This is a genomic window from Psychrobacter immobilis (assembly GCF_003148585.1).
GTDB classification, from domain to species: Bacteria; Pseudomonadota; Gammaproteobacteria; order Pseudomonadales; family Moraxellaceae; genus Psychrobacter; species Psychrobacter immobilis.
In genome coordinates, this window is sequence record NZ_QGGM01000004.1 from 130,015 (window position 1) to 151,881 (window position 21,867).

Here is a 21,867-nt window from a genome sequence, read left to right on the forward strand (position 1 = left end):
AGTGATTAATGGGTTTTTATTGCTGCATCTAAATGACTACATCCTAGATTACATTCATCATTGCTATGGAAAAAGACCATATCTGTCTGTTTGGCATGATTTTCGCACTAATGAATATTAGACATGAGTAGTAAAAGTAGGCTAATTTATAAAGATGCTATTTAGTATGTGTCATACACGATAGGCTAACGCAGATTTACGTTAATAAAAGTCAATCAAGTGTACAGCTTATGTCCCAAATACTTTGATTTTTATGCTTTTATCCCTATTAACGGTTCAACAGCATTGATAGACCGCAGATATCACGCGCGATTTACGACCTATCATTTGTGATCATCCATTCATTAGGCATAAGGTATTACCGTCATGATGTCTCCGCCGATATTACAGCGCTTGTTTGCTCGCTATTTATATCGCAGTGCCAAGCAGCAATCACGTTTGCTTACTACAGGTGAGATAGCGCTGGCGCGTTCAGTATTTGGCGACAGCATCAATCTCGATGAGGTTCAGCTCAAGACTGCTTGGTGGGTGTTGAAACATTATGCCGTTAGTCCTAATGGCAATATTTATTTTAACCCAGCAGATTGGATAATAGATTTTAGCGATGCTTCATTGAGTAAAAAAAGCTGGCTGATACATGAATTAACCCATGTATGGCAATTACAGCAAGGCTTAAAAGTGGTGCGCGGTGCACTTATTGATCGCCGTTATGATTATGTGCTCAAGACAGGCAAATCCTTCTTTAACTACGGTATCGAACAGCAGGCGCGTATGGTTCAGGATTATTTTATTCGTCGTCAGCGTGGACAAGACTGTCAAGCATTAGAAACTTGTATTCCATTTTTAATTGTGAAGTCTGACGACAATATGAAGTGATATCCATTGGCAATGGATTGCCATGACGACTTTGGTTTTTATTATTTTGCCTTAACAAGGACACGTACCCTTATGTTTAAATTTTTGTCAAAAAAGCCCAATTATAAAATGAATAAAGATGTGGTTGATGATTCTATCAATCAAAACAACAACCTTTTACAGCACTCGTCAACCTTGCTTGCGGCAACACTCAGCGGCGTATTGCTGTTAAGTGGTTGTCAGCAGCAAGCAGAGACTCAACCTGCGCCAGAAGACAGTCAGAGCGTTGAAAAAACGAGCACTGAAGACAGTCAGCCTATGCGCCCAAGTGATTCTGCTGCTACCCGTATAAAGCAGTTTCAGCCTATCTATGTCGCGCAAGCACAAAGGCTACAGCGTCGTTTACAAGCAGAGTATGAATCCTTACAAGCCGCTGATAGCTCAGATAGTGAGGATTCATTGCTGATAAATGATGATACTGCTGCTAGCGATACTAATACTAATAACGTGATGAAGAATAACAGCGATACAACTGATAGCAGCTCACTATCTGCTAACACCACAGATGATGAAGTGGATATCCCCGCTGAGGCTGATATCAATACCAGTACGGAAGTTGGCGAGCGTGATTTAACGGTGTTAAAGCGCATTAGCCTTGAGCCGCGTAAGCCCGTCATGCTAACAGAAGATCAAATCATCGAAAGCTACCAGAAAGCGATGGAAGCGCTTTATCAGCCTGTGACGACGCCTCTTAGCGCAGAAGATGTTGATACGTTAATTAATATCGCGACGTTAGTACCGCAATTATTTGAGCATGCAGAAATTGCTGGTAGACTCAGTGCCAAGAGCCCAGCATTAGCGCGTTTGATTATTCAGCATCAGGTTTGGGAGCAGATAGAAGCTCAGCAAGTGCTTGATATGCAGCAGATGAAACTGAATCAACAAAAAGAATTTGAGACGCTTATGACTAAGTTTAATGACACCATTAAAGGTTATGATGAGCAAATTGCCAAATATGAGCAAACACTAACAGAATTCCAGTAGCCGCAATTCTGTCACTCAACCAGTTATTCATTCAGTAACCGATAGGGTTTTTATAAAATGTAATGTGGCTAACCGTATCAAATGAGACAGTAAGAACCATAAAAAAAGAACCATAAAAAATCCCGCACGATGGCGGGATTTTTTATGGTTCTAAAAACTAAAATATAAGTGACTATTTACGGTCTTCAACTTTAACGAAGTCGCGATGCGTTTCACCAGTGTATAACTGACGTGGACGACCAATTTTGAACGGTGTGCTGTGCATCTCTAACCAATGGCTGATCCAACCAGAAGTACGAGCCAATGAGAAGATTACGGTAAACATTGACGTCGGGATACCGATGGCTTTTAGGATAATGCCCGAGTAAAAATCAACGTTTGGATACAAGTTACGCTCAACGAAGAACGGGTCTTCTAAAGCGATTTTCTCAAGTGCCATGGCAAGCTCAAGCTTAGGATCATTGATGCCCAATGCACCCAATACTTCGTCACAAGTTTCTTTCATTACTTGTGCGCGTGGATCAAAGTTTTTATAAACGCGATGACCAAAGCCCATCAGTTTCACTTCACGGCTCTTCACTTTTTCCATGAATTCAGGCACATTTTCAACTGAACCGATCTCATCTAACATCTCAAGCACGGCTTCGTTCGCGCCGCCATGTGATGGTCCCCAAAGGGCGGCGATACCAGCAGCGATACACGCATAAGGGTTGGCGCCAGTAGAACCAGCTAGACGTACCGTAGACGTTGACGCGTTTTGCTCGTGGTCAGCATGCAAAGTAAAGATTTTGTCCATGGCGCGAGTGATGACGTCATTGGTTTGGTAATCAACATCAGCAGGCGTGGCAAACATCATGTATAAGAAGTTTTCAGCATAGCTAAAGTCATTGCGTGGATACATGAACGGTTCGCCTTGCGAGTATTTATAACTCATTGCAGCAAGCGTTGGCATTTTAGCGATTAGACGGATAGCCGTGATTTCACGATGCTCTTCGTTACTGACATCTAATGCTTCATGATAAAACGCGGATAAAGCACCAACGACACCAACCATAATGGCCATTGGATGTGCGTCACGGCGGAAGCCTTCAAAGAACTTACGCAATTGATCATGAACACCCGTATGCTTACGGATTTTTTCAAAAAAATCTGCTTTTTGCTCAGCGTTCGGCAAATCGCCATGAATCAAGGCATAAGCCACTTCCAAATATTCAGCATTATTTGCCAATTGATCGATAGGGTAGCCGCGGTGTAGTAGCTCACCTTTACCGCCATCAATATAAGTAATCTTTGATTCAACAGGGGCGGTTACTTTAAAACCAGGGTCATAAGACCAAAATCCTGATTCTTGTAGAGCAGCAATATCTAGAACTGGACGCCCTAAAGTACCTTCGATAATAGGAAACTCGTATTCTTTACCATTGACGGTTAGTTTGGCATTAGTGTCAGCCATAAATTGCTCTCCATTGGTTTTAGCTTGTTAGAATAAAATTACGACAGACGCATACCCTCGGTCTATCGTTAGTCAAATCATAAAAATGCATTTAACTCATTTAATACGCAGGGTATATTAGCAGTAATTACTTATGATTTGAAAAGACTTTTACCATCAATAGCACCAATTGGCACGGTTTAGTCGTGTTTATTCACTGTAATTTTTGTATCAAAATATGTCTGATTGGTTATTTTGCTTAGAAAGCTTGTTTTTATGACAGTAAGTACAGCTACATTATCCGCATAATTTTTAAAGAATTTTACGATAATAATGTAGCAGGTTTGATTAATATTCGGGTTAAAAACAGACAGAGTATGCGTAGTAGACGAATTGAGTTTGGCGTAAATTCCCTCAAAATTGAGCAATTTTGGCAAATACGTATGACCGCTGTCTATTTATTTGTTAACCCAGCGTTTGCCTTTTACTACTTAGGGGATAAATTTGTAATTATCGCCCAGTCATTTTATAATTGTAGGAACTTAACTGGCACTCGCTTTGTGCGAATTGATAAGTGGTCATGATGTAGTGTCGTTTTTCTATTCATACTCGGTTATGGCTGAGTAGCACCAGAGCAACGACGCACTAGCGTTTTGATAGACAATATCTGTAATCCAGGGTTTGAATGCTTTTGTTAACTGTTCTATTTTTAAGTCATTAGTAAAAGGGCTGTATTGATATCGATGACGGAGTAGCGTTGTTTTTATTAATATGACCAGTAAAAATAGACTAGTTAATCGATCTTACTCATGTTTATTTTCTTTGTTGTATAATAGACGGGTTGTTTTATAGACCTGTCGATTTGACGAGCGATATTAAACAGTTTATCAATACCTTGTACCCCACGATCCTTTCTTCATATTTAGCGCAAACTAAACGAAGTCAGCTAGCTCTTCCTTACTTTATTCGTCTCGTGTGTTGCTCAATGCTTAATCGACATCAGTGATATCAAGCGTTGATAGCAGATACAGGAGTATAACCGCAAAAAGGATGCCCGCTGTGAAAAGCAACCGACCTATTGATCTGCCTTTAAGCCAAGTGATTAGCGTTAATCGCTCACCGATTGCGATCGCCTCTATCTTGCATCGTATCTCTGGCATTATTTTATTTTTATTGATTCCTGTCATGCTGTGGTTACTACAGAACTCATTGGCTTCGGCTGAGAGCTTTGAAACCGTATTTGACAACGTACTTGTGCGCTTCTTAGCATGGATATTTGTTGCCGCGATTGCTTATCACTTTGTGATGGGCATCAAGCACTTATTTGCTGATATGGGCATGAACGAAGAGCTAAAATCTGGCCGCACTGCGTCTATGGTTAGTTTTGTGATTGCAGCGATTCTAATTGTCGCGTCATTTGTATGGGTGATGTTCTAATGATAAAAAATGATTCAGGAATCAAAAGTGCGACTGGTCTGACAGGTTCAGGCTCACGCGATTGGATTATCCAGCGTATTAGCGCTGTCGTTTTAGCCGTTTATAGTGTGGTATTGCTGGGCTTCTTTTTGACACACGGTGATATTACTTATCTTGAGTGGTCATCATTTATGACCAGTTTACCTATGCGCCTATTTAGCTTGGTGGCGGTACTTGCCCTAGCTGGTCATGCTTGGGTTGGTATGTGGACCGTGTTCACAGACTATATCACTACTGGCAAATTGGGCTCAAGCGCAGCAGGTCTACGCTTAGTGCTACAGTCATTGATGATTATCGCTATTTTAGTGTTTCTATTTTGGGGCATCATGATTTTTTGGGGTACTGGTTTCGGTGTGGTTGCTGTTTAACGATAGCCAATCCCCTATAATCTGGATACGGTGTCAGGCTCGCTTAGTCTACTATTTGTAGTTCTAGTGACTTGCCTTCCTTGTATCCATATTATATTGAACAGACTATGTATTGATAATATTTATTTATCTGTAACTTGATTTATCTATAAACAATAACGGACGCGACTAGCAAATGTCAAAGTCATCCGTTAGTAGCCAAAAATAGTCATAGCCAATCATAGCGTTGGACATCATTGACTTAGCCAGTCACTTATATAATAGGTGCGCTATGGTTTAGTCAGTGAGCGAACCCAATATAACGATAGATATGCAAATTAGGTGGTTAAAGGTTGTGAGCGTCGTCCACTTTGATAATTGCAAATAGTGGCGAGACAATAAAGTGTTTTGTCCAGCAATAGGATGATTTTGAGACAGCCTTTTTATTTACTTCTAAGCATTAATAGGCATTAGGAAAACCGTAATGGCAACTAGACAAGATAATACCATTAGTAATATTAAGACGCTAAACTACGATGCAGTCATCGTTGGTGGCGGCGGCTCAGGTATGCGTGCTTCACTACATTTGGCAGAAGCAGGCATGAAAGTTGCCGTTTTGACCAAAGTATTCCCAACCCGTTCGCACACGGTTGCGGCTCAGGGCGGTATCGGCGCAAGTTTGGGCAACATGAGCAACGATAACTGGCATTTTCACTTTTATGACACCGTTAAAGGGTCAGATTGGTTGGGTGACCAAGACGCGATTGAATACATGTGCCGTGAAGCGCCTAAAGTTGTCTATGAGCTTGAGCACATGGGCATGCCGTTTGACCGTAACGAAGACGGCACGATTTATCAGCGCCCATTCGGTGGTCATACCTCAAACTATGGCGAAAAAGCCGTACAACGTGCGTGTGCTGCGGCTGACCGTACGGGTCACGCGCTACTACATACGTTATATCAGAAGAATTTGCAGCAAGGTACTGAGTTCTTTATTGAGTGGATTGCGCTTGATTTGATCAAAGACGAAGCGGGCAATATCAACGGTGTTATCGCGCTTGAGCAAGAAACAGGTACGGTTGCTGTATTCCAATCACCAATTACTGTCTTAGCGACAGGTGGTGCAGGTCGTATCTTTGCGGCATCTACTAACGCTTATATCAATACTGGTGACGGTATTGGTATGGCGGTTCGTGCTGGTATTCCATTGCAAGACATGGAGTTTTGGCAGTTCCACCCAACAGGTGTCCACGGTGCAGGCGTACTGTTAACTGAAGGTTGCCGCGGTGAAGGCGCTATCTTACGTAACAAAGATGGCGAAGCGTTCATGGAGCGCTATGCGCCAACCGTGAAAGATTTGGCACCACGTGATTTGGTTTCTCGTTCTATGGATCAAGAGATCAAAGAAGGTCGCGGCTGTGGTCCAAACGCTGACCATATCGTAATGGATATGACCCATTTGGGTGTAGAAACTATCATGAAGCGTTTGCCATCGGTATTTGAGATTGGTAAAAACTTCGCTAACGTTGATATCACCAAAGAGCCAATTCCCGTTATTCCAACCATTCACTATATGATGGGCGGTATTCCAACCACTATCCATGGTCAAGTCATTAAGCCTGATCTAGAAGCAGGTACGGACGAAGACGGTCTATATGCAAAAGGCAACGTGGTTAAAGGTCTTTATGCTATCGGTGAATGTGCTTGTGTCAGTGTTCACGGTGCCAACCGTTTAGGTACCAACTCTTTGCTTGATCTATTGGTATTTGGTCGTGCTGCTGGTAAGCATATCGTTGATGAATTCCATCATGCCGATCATAACTATAAGCCTCTAGATCCACGCGTGCTAGATTATACGGTCGGTCGTTTAGACAAGCTACAACAGTCGACTGAAGGCTACAATGCCCAAGACGTGGCTGACGAGATTCGTGCAACCATGCAAGCGCATGCGAGTGTGTTCCGTACGCAAGCGATGATGGACGAAGGCGTTGACAAGATTTTAGCGCTTGGTGACAAGATTGAAAAAATCCATTTGGCTGATAAATCACAAGTATTTAACACAGCGCGCATTGAAGCATTCGAAGTGGCTAACTTGTATGAAGTGGCCAAAGCGACGATGGTATCAGCGGCAATGCGTCACGAAAGCCGCGGTGCTCATAGCGTGTCTGACTATGACCGTCCAGAAGATGATGATTACGCACCAAATGGCCGTAATGACCACGAGTGGATGAAGCATACCTTATGGTATTCTGAAGGCAATCGCATCATTTATAAGCCAGTTCGTAAAGTACCACTAACGGTTGATTATATCGAACCGAAAGTTCGCGTCTATTAATTTTAGACTGCGCAATTTAGCGATACGAACAGCGTAAAAGTTTTATTTTTTATTCATTTATTAAAAGGTGACCGCCAGCTACATGCTCATGCCAGCGTGACAATATGATTAGTTGATATTTGATAATTACTGTCAATATGGGCTAATCAATAGCGCTGATATGCTGCAACCTTTGTATGCCCGCCATCACCTACGTGTGGAGTTTAGCATTATGAGCCGAGGTACTCGCACCATCGAAATCTATCGCTACGATCCTGATCTGGACGCAGCGCCGCGCATGCAAACGTATACGATTGAGTTGCTAGACTCAGATCGTATGTTGCTTGACGTGTTATTACGCCTGAAAAAGGAAGACGAAACACTGACCTTCCGTCGCTCTTGCCGTGAAGGTATTTGTGGCTCTGATGGCATGAACATCAATGGCAAGAATGGTCTAGCGTGTCTCATTAACATGAACACTCTGCCAGAAAAAGTCACGGTTCGTCCATTACCAGGTCTACCTGTTGTTCGCGATTTGGTTGTTGATATGAACCAATTCTATGAGCAATATGAGAAAGTACATCCGTACTTGATAAATGATCAGCCAGCACCGCCGACAGAGCGTTTGCAGTCACCTGAGCAACGCGAAAAGCTAAACGGTCTGTACGAATGTATTCTATGTGCATGCTGTTCAACCAGCTGCCCATCGTTCTGGTGGAACCCTGATAAATTCTTAGGTCCATCAGCACTACTGCACGCTTATCGCTTCGTGGCTGATAGCCGTGATGGTGATACGCAAGCACGTTTGGCGCGCTTAGATGATCCATTTAGTCTATTCCGTTGCCGCGGTATCATGAACTGTGTATCAGTTTGTCCAAAAGGCTTGAACCCAACCAAAGCAATCGGTCATTTACGTAATATGCTCATTGACCAAGCAGGTTAATCGTTTATAATTGTCTGTTTTTTTGCAGATAGCGTACGAAAAACACCACCTAATCATTAGGTGGTGTTTTTTATGAACAATAATCTGAGATTCTTTGATTGTCTTTCAGTGCCAGATAGGGCTTATAGAGACGATTATTCGACATGGTTAAAGGTAAGGCTGGGCTATCAATACGTTGGTTGTATGTAAGAAGGCATGATATATACGTCAGCAATCTATCAAAAAAGCGAAATAGGACTCCACCCGGCATTAGGGCGGAGGGGAATGTCACTTAGTATTTATTATATTCGGTGGTGTGTCAAAAAATATGTTGACTAAAATTTGAACAATTTTTGAAGCCTTGAAAGCTCTATGGAATCAGAGAAATTAGCATAGACTTCGTATTAAATTTTTTCGTCACCATACTTTTTAGAACACCGCCTTATATTCTTATACAGATTAGTTACTGAAATAAATCGTGTTAATCTTTAGTATTGATAACATGTCAGACGAAAATGAATTGGTGTTATGAAAATCAGTAAAGCGTATAAGTTTAGGCTTGAGCCTAACGCAGAGCAAGAGGTTATCTTAAATAACCTTGTTGGTTCTGCGCGCTTTGTTTGGAATCAAATGCTGGCCATATCGTTTGAGATGTTTGCTAAGAATGAGTTTATTAATGCAACGAATTTGGTTAATAAAATCATGGATATTAAAGCCAATCCTGATTTTGCATTCTTAAAAACAAGCTCCAATGCGGTATCTTTACAACAGAAAGTTCGTGATCTCGCTTCTGCTTGGTCGCGCTTTTTTGACCCTAAAGTTCATGCAAGGCTGAAAGAAAATAACAGAAAACCTAGAAAAACTAAATGCCTCAAGCTTGCCGACGGCACTGAAATCCAACTACGCCCACTCATGCCGCGTTTTAAACGTAAATCAGATGGTCGAGATTCAATCCGCTTGGTTCAGTTTGATAAATATTGCCGCGTTAATGGCAATCGCGTCAAATTACCGAATGGTATTGGCTTGGTGAAGTTTAAAAAATCTCAAGAGATCATAGGTGTCATAAAGAATATCACCATCAGTAAGAAATCCGGCCAATGGTACGTGTCTTTCGGTACGGAGCGTGAGGTTGAAACACCGACCCATCCGTCCAAAACCGCCATTGGTATTGATTTAGGGATTACTAAATTTATCACTACCTCAAACGCTGATATTATTCAGCCCAAAAATAGCTTCAAAGCTAATCAAGTCAAGATAGCAAGGCTACAGCGCCAATTAAGCCGCAAGGTCTTATTTAGTAATAATTGGAAAAAGCAAAACCGTAAAATCCAAAAGCTTCACCATCATATCGCCAATATTCGCCATGACTACTTGCATAAGATCACCACTGACATCAGCAAAAACCACGCCATGATTGTCTGTGAGGATTTGAAGATAGCTAATATGTCGAAATCAGCAAGTGGTACGCTTGAAAACAAAGGTCGCAATGTCAGAGCCAAATCAGGATTGAATAAATCAATTCTTGATCAGGGTTGGGGTATGGCGTTGACTATGCTTGAGTATAAACAGCAGTGGCAAGGTGGATTATTGATCCAAGTAAACCCAAGATTTACTAGCCAAACCTGTTTTGAGTGCAAGCATGTTGCCAAAGAAAATAGACGCACCCAAGCAAAATTTGAGTGCGTTGAATGTGGTTATATTGCGAATGCTGATGTTAATGCAGCTCGTAATATTCTTACGGTAGGACATGCCGTTTTGTCTGTGGAGGGAGGACGCGGTAAAGGTCGCCCGATGAAACAGAAAGCTTGTGACCTTCGTGAGAAAGTCACCTAAGAGCTTTTGCTTTTAGAATCCCACACTTGAGCTTGTCGAAAGTGGCGGGAGTATGTCAAATAATTGGTGTTAGAAAAAAGTATTCAGCCAGAGATATTCACCACGTTAAATGTTAGAATAGCGCATTATTTTAATAATTATTTGTTTTGACGAACCACTATCAGTCGTTAATGGTTAACTTACTGATAAAGTAAGTATTCAAAACAAATAATAGACTGGAATAATACATCCAGAATGATAGTAGATATTCATTACCTAAATAGTTAGTATTGAACAAACAAACTATGGCGCGGACTGCTGTTATGCTACTCTATACAGCAACGTATGTTTGCCATAAAAGCAATGATAGCTTGGAAATAACCAGACGTTCCAGCGAGGATAGCCAAATAATAGGCCAGCTGAAGGCGTCAATAATTCATCGATCGTTTATCTTTGATGAATTGGTTATGACTAACTTCAGTATATATAAATTAATGTTGTGAGACGAGTCAGATAACAAAACTGGACGTTCACAAATAATTATATTTTTAATATAGGTATTGTAATGGCACTTATTATCACTATTTAGCATCACTGTCTGTCATAAGCGAAATCACAGATAAGCGTACTTTTCTTTTATAGTAATAAGTGTGGTTCATAAATCAGTACTGAACAGAATACGATTGAGTTTTTGTAGCATTAAGTATTTAGATGTCTCACATACAACAGATTACACAATAATAAGCACGATTCCATTCATTTATCTATCAAATAGACGATTATTATGAATAGTATAACTAAAGAAGCCGCAAGCCTAGGACATACAGAACTGGCTGCTGACAACGCCAGCTATATAGAAGCTCTTTATGAGCAGTACCTAAACGACCCTGATAGTGTTGATACCGATTGGCAAACGTATTTTGAACAATACAAATCGCCAAACGATGCACAGCATAATGCTATTAAGGAGCAGTTTTTGTTGCTTGCTCGCAACCAAACTGCTAATAAAGCCAGCACTCAAGCGCCTGCTGAAAACGCAGGCTTAGCCGACTGTGCTAACCCTAAACAAATGGGTGTACAACAGCTAATTTCAGCTTACCGTCGCCGTGGTCATCGCCGCGCCAAGCTTGATCCGTTAAATCTACATCCACGTGCAGAAGTGGAAGATTTAACCCTTGCTTATCATAACCTTTCAGAAGCTGATCTGGATACAGTATTTCCTACCAATGATTTAAATATCGGTAAAGACGAAGCGCCATTGCGTGAAATCATCGAAATTATGGAACGTGTTTACTGCCGTTACATTGGTACTGAATACATGCACGTTACCACCAGTACTGAAAAACGCTGGATGGAAAAGTATCTAGAAACCAACTTAGGTTACATCAAGTTTGATAAAGAAAAGCGCTTATCTATTCTTGAGCGGCTAACAGCAGCTGAAGGTCTAGAAAAATACTTAGCACGTAAATATACGGGCGTTAAGCGTTTCGGACTAGAGGGCGGCGAAAGCTTTATCCCTGCTATCAATGAAATCATCCAACGTGCAGGCGGCTATGGCACTAAAGAGATGGTCATTGGTATGGCTCACCGTGGTCGCCTAAACCTATTGGTCAATATCTTAGGTAAAAACCCTGCGGACTTGTTCGACGAGTTTGATGGTAAAGTACAGCCAGAAAAAGGCTCAGGTGACGTTAAATACCATAATGGTTTTTCATCGAATGTGATGACGCCAGGCGGTGAAGCGCATTTGGCTTTGGCATTTAACCCATCACATCTTGAGATTGTAGCACCGGTATTGCAAGGCTCCGTACGTGCCCGTCAGGTGCGTCGCAACGATCAGCCACTTTTAGACAATAAAGGCGGTAATTCAGTATTGCCAATCGTTATTCATGGTGATGCTGCGTTTGCTGGTCAAGGCGTGGTTCAAGAAACGTTCCAAATGTCACAAACCCGTGCTTATACCACTGGTGGTACTGTACATATTGTGATCAATAACCAAGTCGGTTTCACGACCAGCCGTCAAGAAGACGTGCGTTCGACTGAGTACTGTACTGACGTTGCAAAAATGGTACATGCACCTATCCTACATGTGAACGGTGATGATCCTGAGTCGGTCGTATTTGCCGCGCAGTTAGCATTAGATTACCGTCACGAGTTTGATAAAGACATCATTATCGATCTGTTCTGCTATCGCCGTAATGGTCATAATGAAGCCGATGAGCCGTCAGCGACTCAGCCACTCATGTATGCAGTTATCAAGAAACTACCAACGACTCGTACGATTTATGCACAAAAACTCATCGAAGACGGTATCTTGAATGCTGAAGAAGAAAAGCAGTATGAAGATGACTATCGTGAGTCTCTAGACCGTGGTGACTATGTTGCAAACTCATTGGTCAATGAGCCTAACGAAGAGTTGTTCGTCGATTGGAAACCTTATTTAGGTCACGATTTGGTGGATGATTGGGATACCAGTGTCGACATTGAGATTCTAAAAGGGTATGGACGTCGTATGGCGGAAATGCCAGAAGGCTATAAGTTACAACGCCAAGTCCAAAAAGTAGTTGAGCAGCGCTTGGCCATGCAGACAGGCGAAGAGCCATTAAACTGGGGTGCAGCTGAAACGTTGGCATACGCATCACTAGTCGATAACGATAAAGTATTGGTACGTATCACTGGTGAAGATGTGGGTCGCGGTACTTTCTCACATCGTCATAGCGAAATCTATAATATCAATGATGGCAGTATGTATGTGCCATTGGCTCATATGAGTGACACTCAAGCCCGCTTTGCCACTTATAACTCATTGTTATCAGAAGAAGCGGTATTAGCATTTGAATATGGTTATGCAACGACAGTACCAAATGCCTTGATCGTTTGGGAAGCGCAGTTTGGTGACTTCGTCAACGGCGCGCAGGTGGTGATTGACCAGTTTATTTCAAGTGGTGAGACCAAGTGGCAGCGCGTTTGTGGTCTAACTATGTTATTACCACACGGTTTTGAAGGTCAAGGTCCTGAGCATTCATCTGCTCGTCTTGAGCGTTTCTTACAGCTATGCGCTGAAGACAATATGCAAGTAATAACGCCAACGACACCTGCACAGATCTATCATGCGCTACGTCGTCAAGCAGTTCGCCCAATTCGTAAGCCATTGATTGTCATGTCGCCGAAGAGCTTACTACGTCATAAGCTAGCCACTTCAAATCTTGAAGAGCTGGCGAATGGTAAGTTTGAAACGGTACTGCCAGAGATGGACAACCAAAATGCAGACCAAGTCACTCGTATGGTGCTTTGTGGTGGTAAAGTTTATTACGATTTGCTTGAGCAGCGCCGCGCCTTAGGTCTAGATCATGTCGCTATTGTTCGTATTGAGCAGCTCTACCCATTACCAGAGCAGCGTTTGATGGCTGAGATTGAAAAATACAGCAACTTGGCTGAGATCGTTTGGACGCAAGAAGAGCCGCTGAACCAAGGCGCTTGGTATTATTTAGCACCGCATATGTTCCGTATCGTCGTACCACACCCAACCAAGGCGAAAGTCATGGAGCCAGTGGCGCGTCCTGCGAGTGCAGCACCTGCCACAGGGTCACCTAAACTGCATGCTCAGCAGCAGCAAGCGTTGATCGCTGGTGGTCTTGGTATCAGTGTCGATGAGTTGGCTAAGTAACAGATTATTGAAGATAAATGAATCAGGCGATAACAGTCAGTATGTTGTAATAAAATCTAGATAGTATTATCTAAGATCGCTATGCAAGATGGCACTGACTGCCTATCACGACTTAATAACAAATATGAATATCCCAATCTAAGGAGTATATCGATGGCTGATATCAAAGCCCCCGTTTTTCCAGAATCAGTTGCCGACGGTACTATCGTTGAGTGGCATGTCACTGAAGGTCAGCAAGTCAATCGTGATGACCTATTGGCTGAAATCGAAACTGATAAAGTCGTATTAGAAGTTGTGGCGCCTGATAACGGCGTTGTGACCAAAATCGTTAAGCAGGTTGATGATACCGTGTTGTCTGACGAGATCATTGGTCAATTCGAAGCTGGTGCAAGCGCCAGTGCAGATAGTGCTCCTGCGGTAGATCCAGATCAACCAGCAGCGCCAGTACAAGCTAAGCAAGCAGCAGATGGTGGCGAGCCTGTCCAAGCAACAGATAAAAAAGACGAAGCGGATCATAAAGATCAAAGCCCAGCAGTGCGTAAAGCAGCGAAAGAGTCTGGCGTTGATCCTAAAGAAGTGGAAGGCAGTGGTCGCGGCGGCCGTGTGACCAAAACGGATATGGCTAACCCAACATTGAAAGCAGACAGCAGCATCAAATCTGATAGCGGCCGTCCAGTGGCTGAATCAATGGGTGAGCGTACTGAGAAACGTGTGCCAATGACTCGTCTTCGTAAGACAGTCGCCAATCGTCTGCTAGCAGCTTCACAAGAAACGGCGATGCTAACGACGTTTAACGAAGTGAACATGAAGCCATTAATGGACATGCGCGCTAAATATAAAGACCAGTTCGAAAAACGTCATGGCGTACGTTTAGGCTTTATGTCATTGTTCGTGAAAGCGGCAACCGAAGCACTTAAACGCTTCCCAGCAGTAAACGCTTCACTAGACGGTGATGACATTGTTTATCATGGTTTCTACGATATCGGTGTTGCTGTATCATCTGACCGTGGTTTGGTTGTTCCAGTACTACGTGATACCGATCGCATGAGCATGGCGGACGTCGAAAGCCGCATTCGTGAGCTTGGTGGCTTGGCTCAAAAAGGTAAACTTGGTCTAGATGACATGACTGGTGGTACTTTCACTATTTCAAATGGCGGTGTATTTGGCTCATTGATGTCAACACCTATTTTGAACCCACCACAAACAGCTATCCTAGGTATGCATGCGATCAACGACCGCCCAATGGCTGTTGATGGTAAAGTTGAAATTCTACCGATGATGTATCTTGCATTGTCTTATGACCATCGTATGATTGATGGTAAAGAAGCGGTACAGTTCTTAGTAACCATCAAAGAATTGGTTGAAGATCCAGCCATGTTGCTACTAGACCTGTAAGCTTTTAAGCTTGTATTGGCAACCGCTGATACAAGCTTTTTAACTTTAGTCTAAACAGTGGTGCTCGTTGTTTATTAATAAATGAGAATGTTTCGCTGATGTGGTGTATTTACCGTAAAGCGAAAAAAATTGAACCAAAACATGGCATATTTATTAACGAGACAATCCTCAGTTTAAACGATATCTACAATTAGAACGATAATTAGAAATAGGAACGTACTATGAAAGACAATTATGATTTAGTCGTCATCGGCGGCGGTCCTGGTGGTTATGAAGCCGCTATCCGTGCAGGTCAGTTAGGTATGAGCGTTGCTTGTATCGAAAAACGCGTTTATAAAGGTGAGCCAGCACTTGGCGGCACTTGCTTGAACGTTGGTTGCATTCCATCAAAAGCATTACTTGATAGCTCGCATCGTTACGAAGCGACTAAGCATGACCTTGCTGAACATGGTATCAGCACTGGTGACGTTGCTATTGATATTGAGCAAATGATTGCACGCAAAGAAGGTATCGTTAAGCAATTGACGGGCGGCGTTGCAGCATTATTAAAAGGTAATGGCGTTGACTGGCTACAAGGCTGGGGCACGTTAGAAGACGGCAAAGGCGCTGATAAAAAAGTTAAATTTACTGCCCTTGCAGATGAAGCAGAAACGACCATCACTGCTAAAAACGTGATTCTTGCGGCAGGTTCTGTGCCGATCGATATCCCAGTTGCTAAAACTGATGGCGATCGCATCGTTGACTCTACTGGCGCCCTTGATTTCACTGCTGTACCTAAACGCTTGGGCGTGATTGGTGCTGGTGTTATCGGTCTTGAGCTTGGTTCAGTATGGCGTCGTCTAGGCGCTGAAGTGGTTGTTTATGAAGCGTTGCCAAGTTTCTTAGCAGCTGCTGACAAAGATATCGCAAAAGAAGCGGGTAAAATGCTTAAGAAGCAAGGTCTTGATATCCGTGTTGATACCAAAGTAACCAATGCTGAAGTCAAAGGCGATCAAGTTGTTGTCACGAGCGAAACCAAAGGCGAGTCATCTGAAGAAAGCTTCGACAAACTGATCGTTTGTGTTGGTCGCCGTGCTTATTCTGAAAAATTACTTGGTGATGACAGTGGCATTCAATTGACTGAACGTGGTCTTATCGACGTGAATGATCAATGTAAAACCAATCTTGATGGTGTTTATGCCATCGGTGATTTGGTTCGTGGTCCAATGCTTGCACATAAAGCGATGGAAGAAGGCATGATGGCCGTTGAGCGCATTCATGGTGAAAAAGCCCAAGTTAATTATGACACGATCATTAACGTCATCTATACCCATCCAGAAATCGCATGGGTTGGTTTGACTGAGCAAGAAGCTGAAGCAGCTGGCTACGAAGTCAAAACAGGTTCATTCAACCTAGCAGCGAACGGCCGTGCATTGGCTCAAAGCGAAGCAGAAGGCTCTATCAAAGTCGTGGCTGATGCTAAAACAGATCGCCTATTAGGTATGCATGCTATCTCTGCTGGTGCTGGTGATATCGTCCATCAGGGTATGATCGCGATGGAATTTGTCTCTAGTATCGAAGATTTGCAATTGATGACCTTTGCTCATCCAACCATTTCAGAAGCCGTGCATGAAGCTGCTCTGTCTGCTGATGGCCGTGCTATTCACGCCATTCAGCGTAAAAAGCGTAAGAAATAAGTCGTTATTTTGATCAGTACCAACTTATAACCTGATCGCGGTGGGGTTGTTATGGCTTCCACCACGGTCATGAGTGCGCCATATGCTTGTCTAATATGTATATACGCGCACTTGTTTTCACTTTTTATTAATTGTAAAAAATAAAGGATACAATCAATGAATTTACATGAGTATCAAGCAAAAGAGCTATTAAAAAGCTACGGTTTGCCGATTCAAGAAGGCATCATTGCCCATAACGGCGACGAAGCTGCTGCTGCTTTTGATAAAACGCCAACAGACATTGCGGTTATTAAAGCGCAAGTACATGCTGGTGGTCGCGGTAAAGCGGGTGGCGTAAAGCTGGTTAAAACTCGTGAAGAAGCCAAGCAAGTTGCTGAAGAGCTCATCGGTACCAATTTGGTTACTTTCCAAACTGACGCTGATGGCCAACCAGTTAACTTCGTATTGGTTGCAGAAGATATGTATCCAGTACAAACTGAGCTATATCTTGGTGCAGTCGTTGATCGTTCTACGCGTCGCGTAACGTTCATGGCATCAACTGAAGGCGGCGTTGATATCGAAGAAGTCGCAAATGAGACACCAGAAAAAATCTTTAAAGTACATGTTGATCCTTTAGTTGGTCTAATGCCTTTCCAAGCACGCGATGTTGCGTTCAAACTTGGTCTAGAAGGTAAGCAAATCAACCAGTTCGTTAAATTAATGACTGGTGCTTATAAAGCATTTGTTGAAAACGACTTTGCTCTAATGGAAATCAACCCATTGGCTGTTCGCGAAAATGGCGAAATCGTTTGTGTTGATGGCAAAATTGGTATCGATTCAAATGCACTATATCGTCTGCCTAAAATTGCGGCACTACAAGACAAAACTCAAGAAAACGAGCGTGAGCTTAAAGCGGCTGAGTTTGACCTAAACTATGTTGCTTTAGAAGGCAATATCGGTTGTATGGTTAACGGCGCTGGTCTTGCAATGGCAACCATGGACATCATCAAATTGTATGGCGGCAAGCCTGCTAACTTCTTGGACGTTGGCGGCGGCGCAACTAAAGATCGCGTTGTTGAAGCATTCAAGATTATCCTTGAAGACAGCAGCGTTGAAGGCGTTCTAATCAACATCTTCGGTGGTATCGTACGTTGTGACATGATTGCAGAAGCGATTATCGCTGCTATCAAAGAAGTTGACGTAAAAGTACCTGTTGTTGTCCGTCTAGAGGGTAACAATGCTGAAAAAGGTGCGCAAATCCTAGAAGAGTCTGGTCTGAAATTGATTTCTGCCCAAGGCTTATCAGATGCGGCTCAAAAAATTGTCGATGCTGTTAAAGCTTAATATATTTGAGGCATAGTCCTTTAAATATACGTGCTTAAGCATAGTAGTCAACGCGTAATAGCAGCTTGTTGATATAAATTTATCATTAATATTTAATGGATAATACATCATCAGGTGGCTATTGCAAGACAACCGAATACAAGGAATAAATAATGAGTGTATTAATCGATAAAGATACCAAAGTATTGGTACAAGGTTTTACTGGTAAAAATGGTACGTTTCACTCTGAACAAGCGATTGAGTACGGTACTAAAGTCGTCGGTGGCGTAACGCCAGGTAAAGGCGGTCAAACGCATTTAGGCCTACCAGTATTCAACACGATGGCAGAAGCTATGGAAGCCACCCAAGCTGACGCTTCTGTTATCTATGTCCCAGCACCATTCGTACTAGATTCTATCGTTGAAGCGGTAGATGCTGGTGTTAAATTGATTATCGTTATTACTGAAGGCGTGCCTACTTTAGACATGCTAAAAGCAAAACGTTATATCGAAGAAGCTGAAGGCGTACGCATGGTTGGTCCTAACTGCCCAGGTGTTATCACGCCAGGTCAGTGCAAAATTGGTATCATGCCAGGTCATATCCATCTGCCAGGTAAAGTGGGTATCATCTCACGCTCTGGTACATTGACTTATGAAGCCGTTGCTCAGACCACTAAGCTTGGTTTTGGTCAGTCAACTTGTATCGGTATCGGTGGTGATCCTATCCCTGGTATGAACCAAATTGACGCATTGAAACTGTTCCAAGAAGATCCACAAACTGAAGCGATCATCTTAATCGGTGAGATTGGTGGTACTGCTGAAGAAGAAGCAGCCGCTTATATTAAAGACCATGTGACTAAGCCAGTCGTTGGTTATATTGCTGGTGTTACCGCTCCAGAAGGCAAGCGTATGGGTCATGCCGGCGCTATCATCTCTGGCGGTCAAGGTACTGCTGAAGAGAAATTCAAAGCGTTTGAAGATGCTGGTATCGCGTATACGCGTGACCCATCTAAGCTTGGTGAGAAGTTAAAAGAAGTTACTGGTTGGTAAGATAGGCATAAGTCTACAGTTTAACTACCAAAACTGCATTGCAAAGAAACAAAGACACCCCTACAATGGGGTGTCTTTTTTTGTCTCGAAAATAAATTTATGAAAAACAAAATACTAGTTACGGGCGGTGCGGGCTATATTGGCACACACACCTGTATCGCACTGCATGAAGCTGGCTATGAGATTGTAGTTTACGACAATCTATCTAATAGTAGTCGTGAAGCCATCAATCGTGTCTCGGCTCTCATTGGTCAGCCTATTGAGTTTATCGAAGGCGATATTCGCGATGCTGAGTCACTTAGACAAGTATTTTTATCTCATCATTTCTTCGGCGTGATTCACTTCGCTGGACTAAAAGCAGTTGGCGAATCTGTTGCCAAGCCATTGCTATACTACAATAACAACGTCAGTGGTACCATTACCTTGCTAGAAGTGATGGCTGAGTATGATGTCAAAAATCTTGTTTTCTCATCATCAGCAACAGTTTATGGTGACCCCGAATCGCTGCCTATTGACGAGAATTCACCGCGTTCTTGTACCAATCCCTATGGTCAAAGCAAACTTGCCGTCGAGCACATATTAGAAGACCTTGCCGTATCAGATGACAGTTGGAATCTGATTCCTTTGAGATACTTTAATCCAGTAGGGGCACATCTGTCAGGGCAGATTGGCGAAGACCCTAATGATATCCCAAATAATTTGATGCCTTATATCTCGCAAGTCGCTGTTGGTAAGCTTGCCAAACTTAATGTTTTTGGTAATGACTATCCAACTATTGATGGTACTGGCGTGCGTGATTTTATCCATGTTACTGATTTGGCGCAAGGTCATGTCGCTGCGTTAAATTATTTAGAGCGACAAGTAGCACCAGTAGGATTTTTACCGATTAATTTAGGTACTGGTAAAGGGACTTCTGTATTAGAGTTAGTAACGGCATTTTCTAACGTTTCTGGACAACCAATTCCTTATCAATTTGCAGAACGCCGCGCAGGTGACATAGCAAGCTGCTATGCCAGTGCTGATAAAGCGAAAAACCTGTTAGAGTGGCAAGCAAAATTATCAATTACTGAGATGTGCCAAGATAGCTGGCGTTGGCAAAGTATGAATCCGAATGGTTATAAGTAAATATCTTTATTCTATCTATTAATCTACCATTTTATTATTTAAAAGAGACAATCATATGAGTATTATCATTCAAACTGGACACCGTTCTTCTAACTCCAAGCTATTAATGCAAAAACTATATAATAGAGGGTTGAGTGAGCCTCTACATAGCTATACTCATCAATTAACTTCCCAGCAGATTGCAGATACTATTTTTAAAGTAATATCACGAAATAGTACAGCTGTTACGAATAATAAATTGATTGATAATGTCATGACTGACTTTTTACTGTCTAATTTAGATTTCGAAAATTGGGGTTGGGAGTCTGAAAAAAATCTAATGGCGTTAGAGTATTGGCAAGAAACAGCATCTGATGTAATATTTATTCTTGTATTTGACCATCCAAGTAATCTACTAAATCAAATTTCAAGTCAAGCAATGACAGTAGACTTACTTAATCAAATTATGAGTGATTGGGTGAGTTATCATCAGAATATGTTAGATTTCCTAGAAAATAATCAAAATAAAGCGTTATTGATAGAAGGAAAGTGTGCTATCGATAGCATCAGTAAACTAAGCGAAAAACTGAAAACGATTGCTAATACCTTGCAACTTAAGAGTAGCTGGCAAGTATCAAATCAGATTGAGGATAACAGTAAGCACAGTCTAGATCATCAGTCTAATATAGTAAAAGATCATGTTTTTGAGGAGGTATTGAGTCAATATCCAGAGGTAATTAGACTATTTAATGCTTTATTAGATAAAGCAGCCATTAAGGATAGTAATTCAATTTATAAGCTTAAAAAAACCAATATAAATAGTTTAGTTAGTTTACTAAACCATTTGCAGGAATCTGATTTAGCTGAAAAATATCATGAACAACAGGTTGATAATAGTTTTTTAAAAGAAACATTAGATGAAGTAAATAAAGATAAGAAAGAAATAGAAAAAAAATATATTGAGATTAAGAATATTTTAGATAGGCGTACATCCGAGAAAAAAATTGATACCAATAAATGTACTAATGAGCTTGAAGTAACTAACCAGTTATTAATGGAGCAGTTACAATTAGCGCAAGAGAAAATTGAGGAGTATTATTTAAATTTAGGTAATACTAAGGAAAGTATAGTAAGTAATAGTAACAAAATTTATCCGAAGGGTGCTGCAGAAGCTCTTAAAAAAGAATTACCATATATACTTGGTTCTACAATAATAACACACTCTAAATCGGTTAAAGGTATTGTAAAGCTGCCAGCTTCTTTATTACATGAGCATAAGAACTTCAAGTCTAATAAAAGTATACCTTCAAGTATAGAAATGTATGCTGATTCAGTTGAGGCAGAGAAAGTTAAGAGACATCTATCTTATAAAATAGGTAAGGTTTTTGTTGAAAGCTTTGATTCACCAATAAATTTCATAATACTTCCTTTTAAAATGATTAAAGAAGTGAAAAATTTTAAGAAAAAATAAT

At 41.8% G+C, this 21,867-nt stretch carries 15 protein-coding genes; 14 read left to right on the forward strand and 1 reads right to left on the reverse strand.

The genetic code is table 11. The features are described from left to right. Nucleotides 1-369 precede the first annotated feature (369 nt). Together C8D84_RS05370 and C8D84_RS05375 are read left to right on the forward strand one after the other, a co-directional pair. Nucleotides 370-876: a hypothetical protein gene (locus C8D84_RS05370; protein WP_045443744.1), complete on the forward strand. Its 507-nt coding sequence runs from the start codon at nucleotides 370-372 to the stop codon at nucleotides 874-876. Between the two features lie 72 nt (nucleotides 877-948). Further along, a complete protein-coding gene (locus C8D84_RS05375) occupies nucleotides 949-1,899 on the forward strand; it encodes a hypothetical protein (RefSeq protein ID WP_109590625.1) in 951 nt (316 codons plus the stop codon). 172 nt (nucleotides 1,900-2,071) lie between these two features. Here C8D84_RS05375 and gltA read toward each other — a convergent pair whose 3' ends face one another. Next, nucleotides 2,072-3,352: a citrate synthase gene (gene gltA / locus C8D84_RS05380; RefSeq protein ID WP_055123667.1), complete on the reverse strand. Its 1,281-nt coding sequence runs from the start codon at nucleotides 3,350-3,352 to the stop codon at nucleotides 2,072-2,074. A gap of 1,029 nt (nucleotides 3,353-4,381) precedes the next feature. Here gltA and sdhC point away from each other — a divergent pair. The 12 genes from sdhC to C8D84_RS05440 all read left to right on the forward strand — a co-directional run bounded on the left by sdhC (nucleotide 4,382) and on the right by C8D84_RS05440 (nucleotide 21,866). Continuing rightward, nucleotides 4,382-4,768, forward strand: coding sequence for a succinate dehydrogenase, cytochrome b556 subunit (gene sdhC / locus C8D84_RS05385; RefSeq protein WP_083475612.1), 387 nt, complete (start codon nucleotides 4,382-4,384; stop codon nucleotides 4,766-4,768). 20 nt (nucleotides 4,769-4,788) lie between these two features. Next, the gene (gene sdhD / locus C8D84_RS05390; protein ID WP_228244486.1) at nucleotides 4,789-5,175 is read left to right on the forward strand and encodes a succinate dehydrogenase, hydrophobic membrane anchor protein; all 387 of its coding nucleotides are present in this window, start codon (nucleotides 4,789-4,791) and stop codon (nucleotides 5,173-5,175) included. 463 nt (nucleotides 5,176-5,638) lie between these two features. Beyond that, nucleotides 5,639-7,489, forward strand: a complete 1,851-nt coding sequence (sdhA, locus tag C8D84_RS05395) for a succinate dehydrogenase flavoprotein subunit (RefSeq protein WP_087813903.1) — start codon at nucleotides 5,639-5,641, stop codon at nucleotides 7,487-7,489. 211 nt (nucleotides 7,490-7,700) lie between these two features. After that, nucleotides 7,701-8,411: a succinate dehydrogenase iron-sulfur subunit gene (locus C8D84_RS05400; RefSeq protein WP_055123743.1), complete on the forward strand. Its 711-nt coding sequence runs from the start codon at nucleotides 7,701-7,703 to the stop codon at nucleotides 8,409-8,411. Between the two features lie 507 nt (nucleotides 8,412-8,918). Beyond that, the gene (locus tag C8D84_RS05405) at nucleotides 8,919-10,223 is read left to right on the forward strand and encodes an RNA-guided endonuclease InsQ/TnpB family protein (RefSeq protein ID WP_087813902.1); all 1,305 of its coding nucleotides are present in this window, start codon (nucleotides 8,919-8,921) and stop codon (nucleotides 10,221-10,223) included. Nucleotides 10,224-10,986: 763 nt separating this feature from the next. After that, the gene (locus C8D84_RS05410; protein WP_109590627.1) at nucleotides 10,987-13,869 is read left to right on the forward strand and encodes a 2-oxoglutarate dehydrogenase E1 component; all 2,883 of its coding nucleotides are present in this window, start codon (nucleotides 10,987-10,989) and stop codon (nucleotides 13,867-13,869) included. Between the two features lie 153 nt (nucleotides 13,870-14,022). Beyond that, nucleotides 14,023-15,264 (forward strand): 2-oxoglutarate dehydrogenase complex dihydrolipoyllysine-residue succinyltransferase, encoded by a 1,242-nt coding sequence (gene odhB / locus C8D84_RS05415; RefSeq protein ID WP_055123664.1) that lies wholly within the window; start codon nucleotides 14,023-14,025, stop codon nucleotides 15,262-15,264. A 221-nt stretch (nucleotides 15,265-15,485) separates the two neighbouring features. Then, nucleotides 15,486-16,940, forward strand: coding sequence for a dihydrolipoyl dehydrogenase (lpdA, locus tag C8D84_RS05420; protein WP_109590629.1), 1,455 nt, complete (start codon nucleotides 15,486-15,488; stop codon nucleotides 16,938-16,940). A 156-nt stretch (nucleotides 16,941-17,096) separates the two neighbouring features. Continuing rightward, nucleotides 17,097-18,263: an ADP-forming succinate--CoA ligase subunit beta gene (gene sucC / locus C8D84_RS05425; RefSeq protein WP_109590631.1), complete on the forward strand. Its 1,167-nt coding sequence runs from the start codon at nucleotides 17,097-17,099 to the stop codon at nucleotides 18,261-18,263. A 152-nt stretch (nucleotides 18,264-18,415) separates the two neighbouring features. Beyond that, nucleotides 18,416-19,291, forward strand: coding sequence for a succinate--CoA ligase subunit alpha (sucD, locus tag C8D84_RS05430; RefSeq protein WP_045455414.1), 876 nt, complete (start codon nucleotides 18,416-18,418; stop codon nucleotides 19,289-19,291). A 99-nt stretch (nucleotides 19,292-19,390) separates the two neighbouring features. Beyond that, a complete protein-coding gene (gene galE, locus C8D84_RS05435; protein ID WP_109590633.1) occupies nucleotides 19,391-20,416 on the forward strand; it encodes a UDP-glucose 4-epimerase GalE in 1,026 nt (341 codons plus the stop codon). Between the two features lie 55 nt (nucleotides 20,417-20,471). Then, the gene (locus C8D84_RS05440) at nucleotides 20,472-21,866 is read left to right on the forward strand and encodes a hypothetical protein (protein WP_060490207.1); all 1,395 of its coding nucleotides are present in this window, start codon (nucleotides 20,472-20,474) and stop codon (nucleotides 21,864-21,866) included. Nucleotide 21,867: the final 1 nt, after the last annotated feature.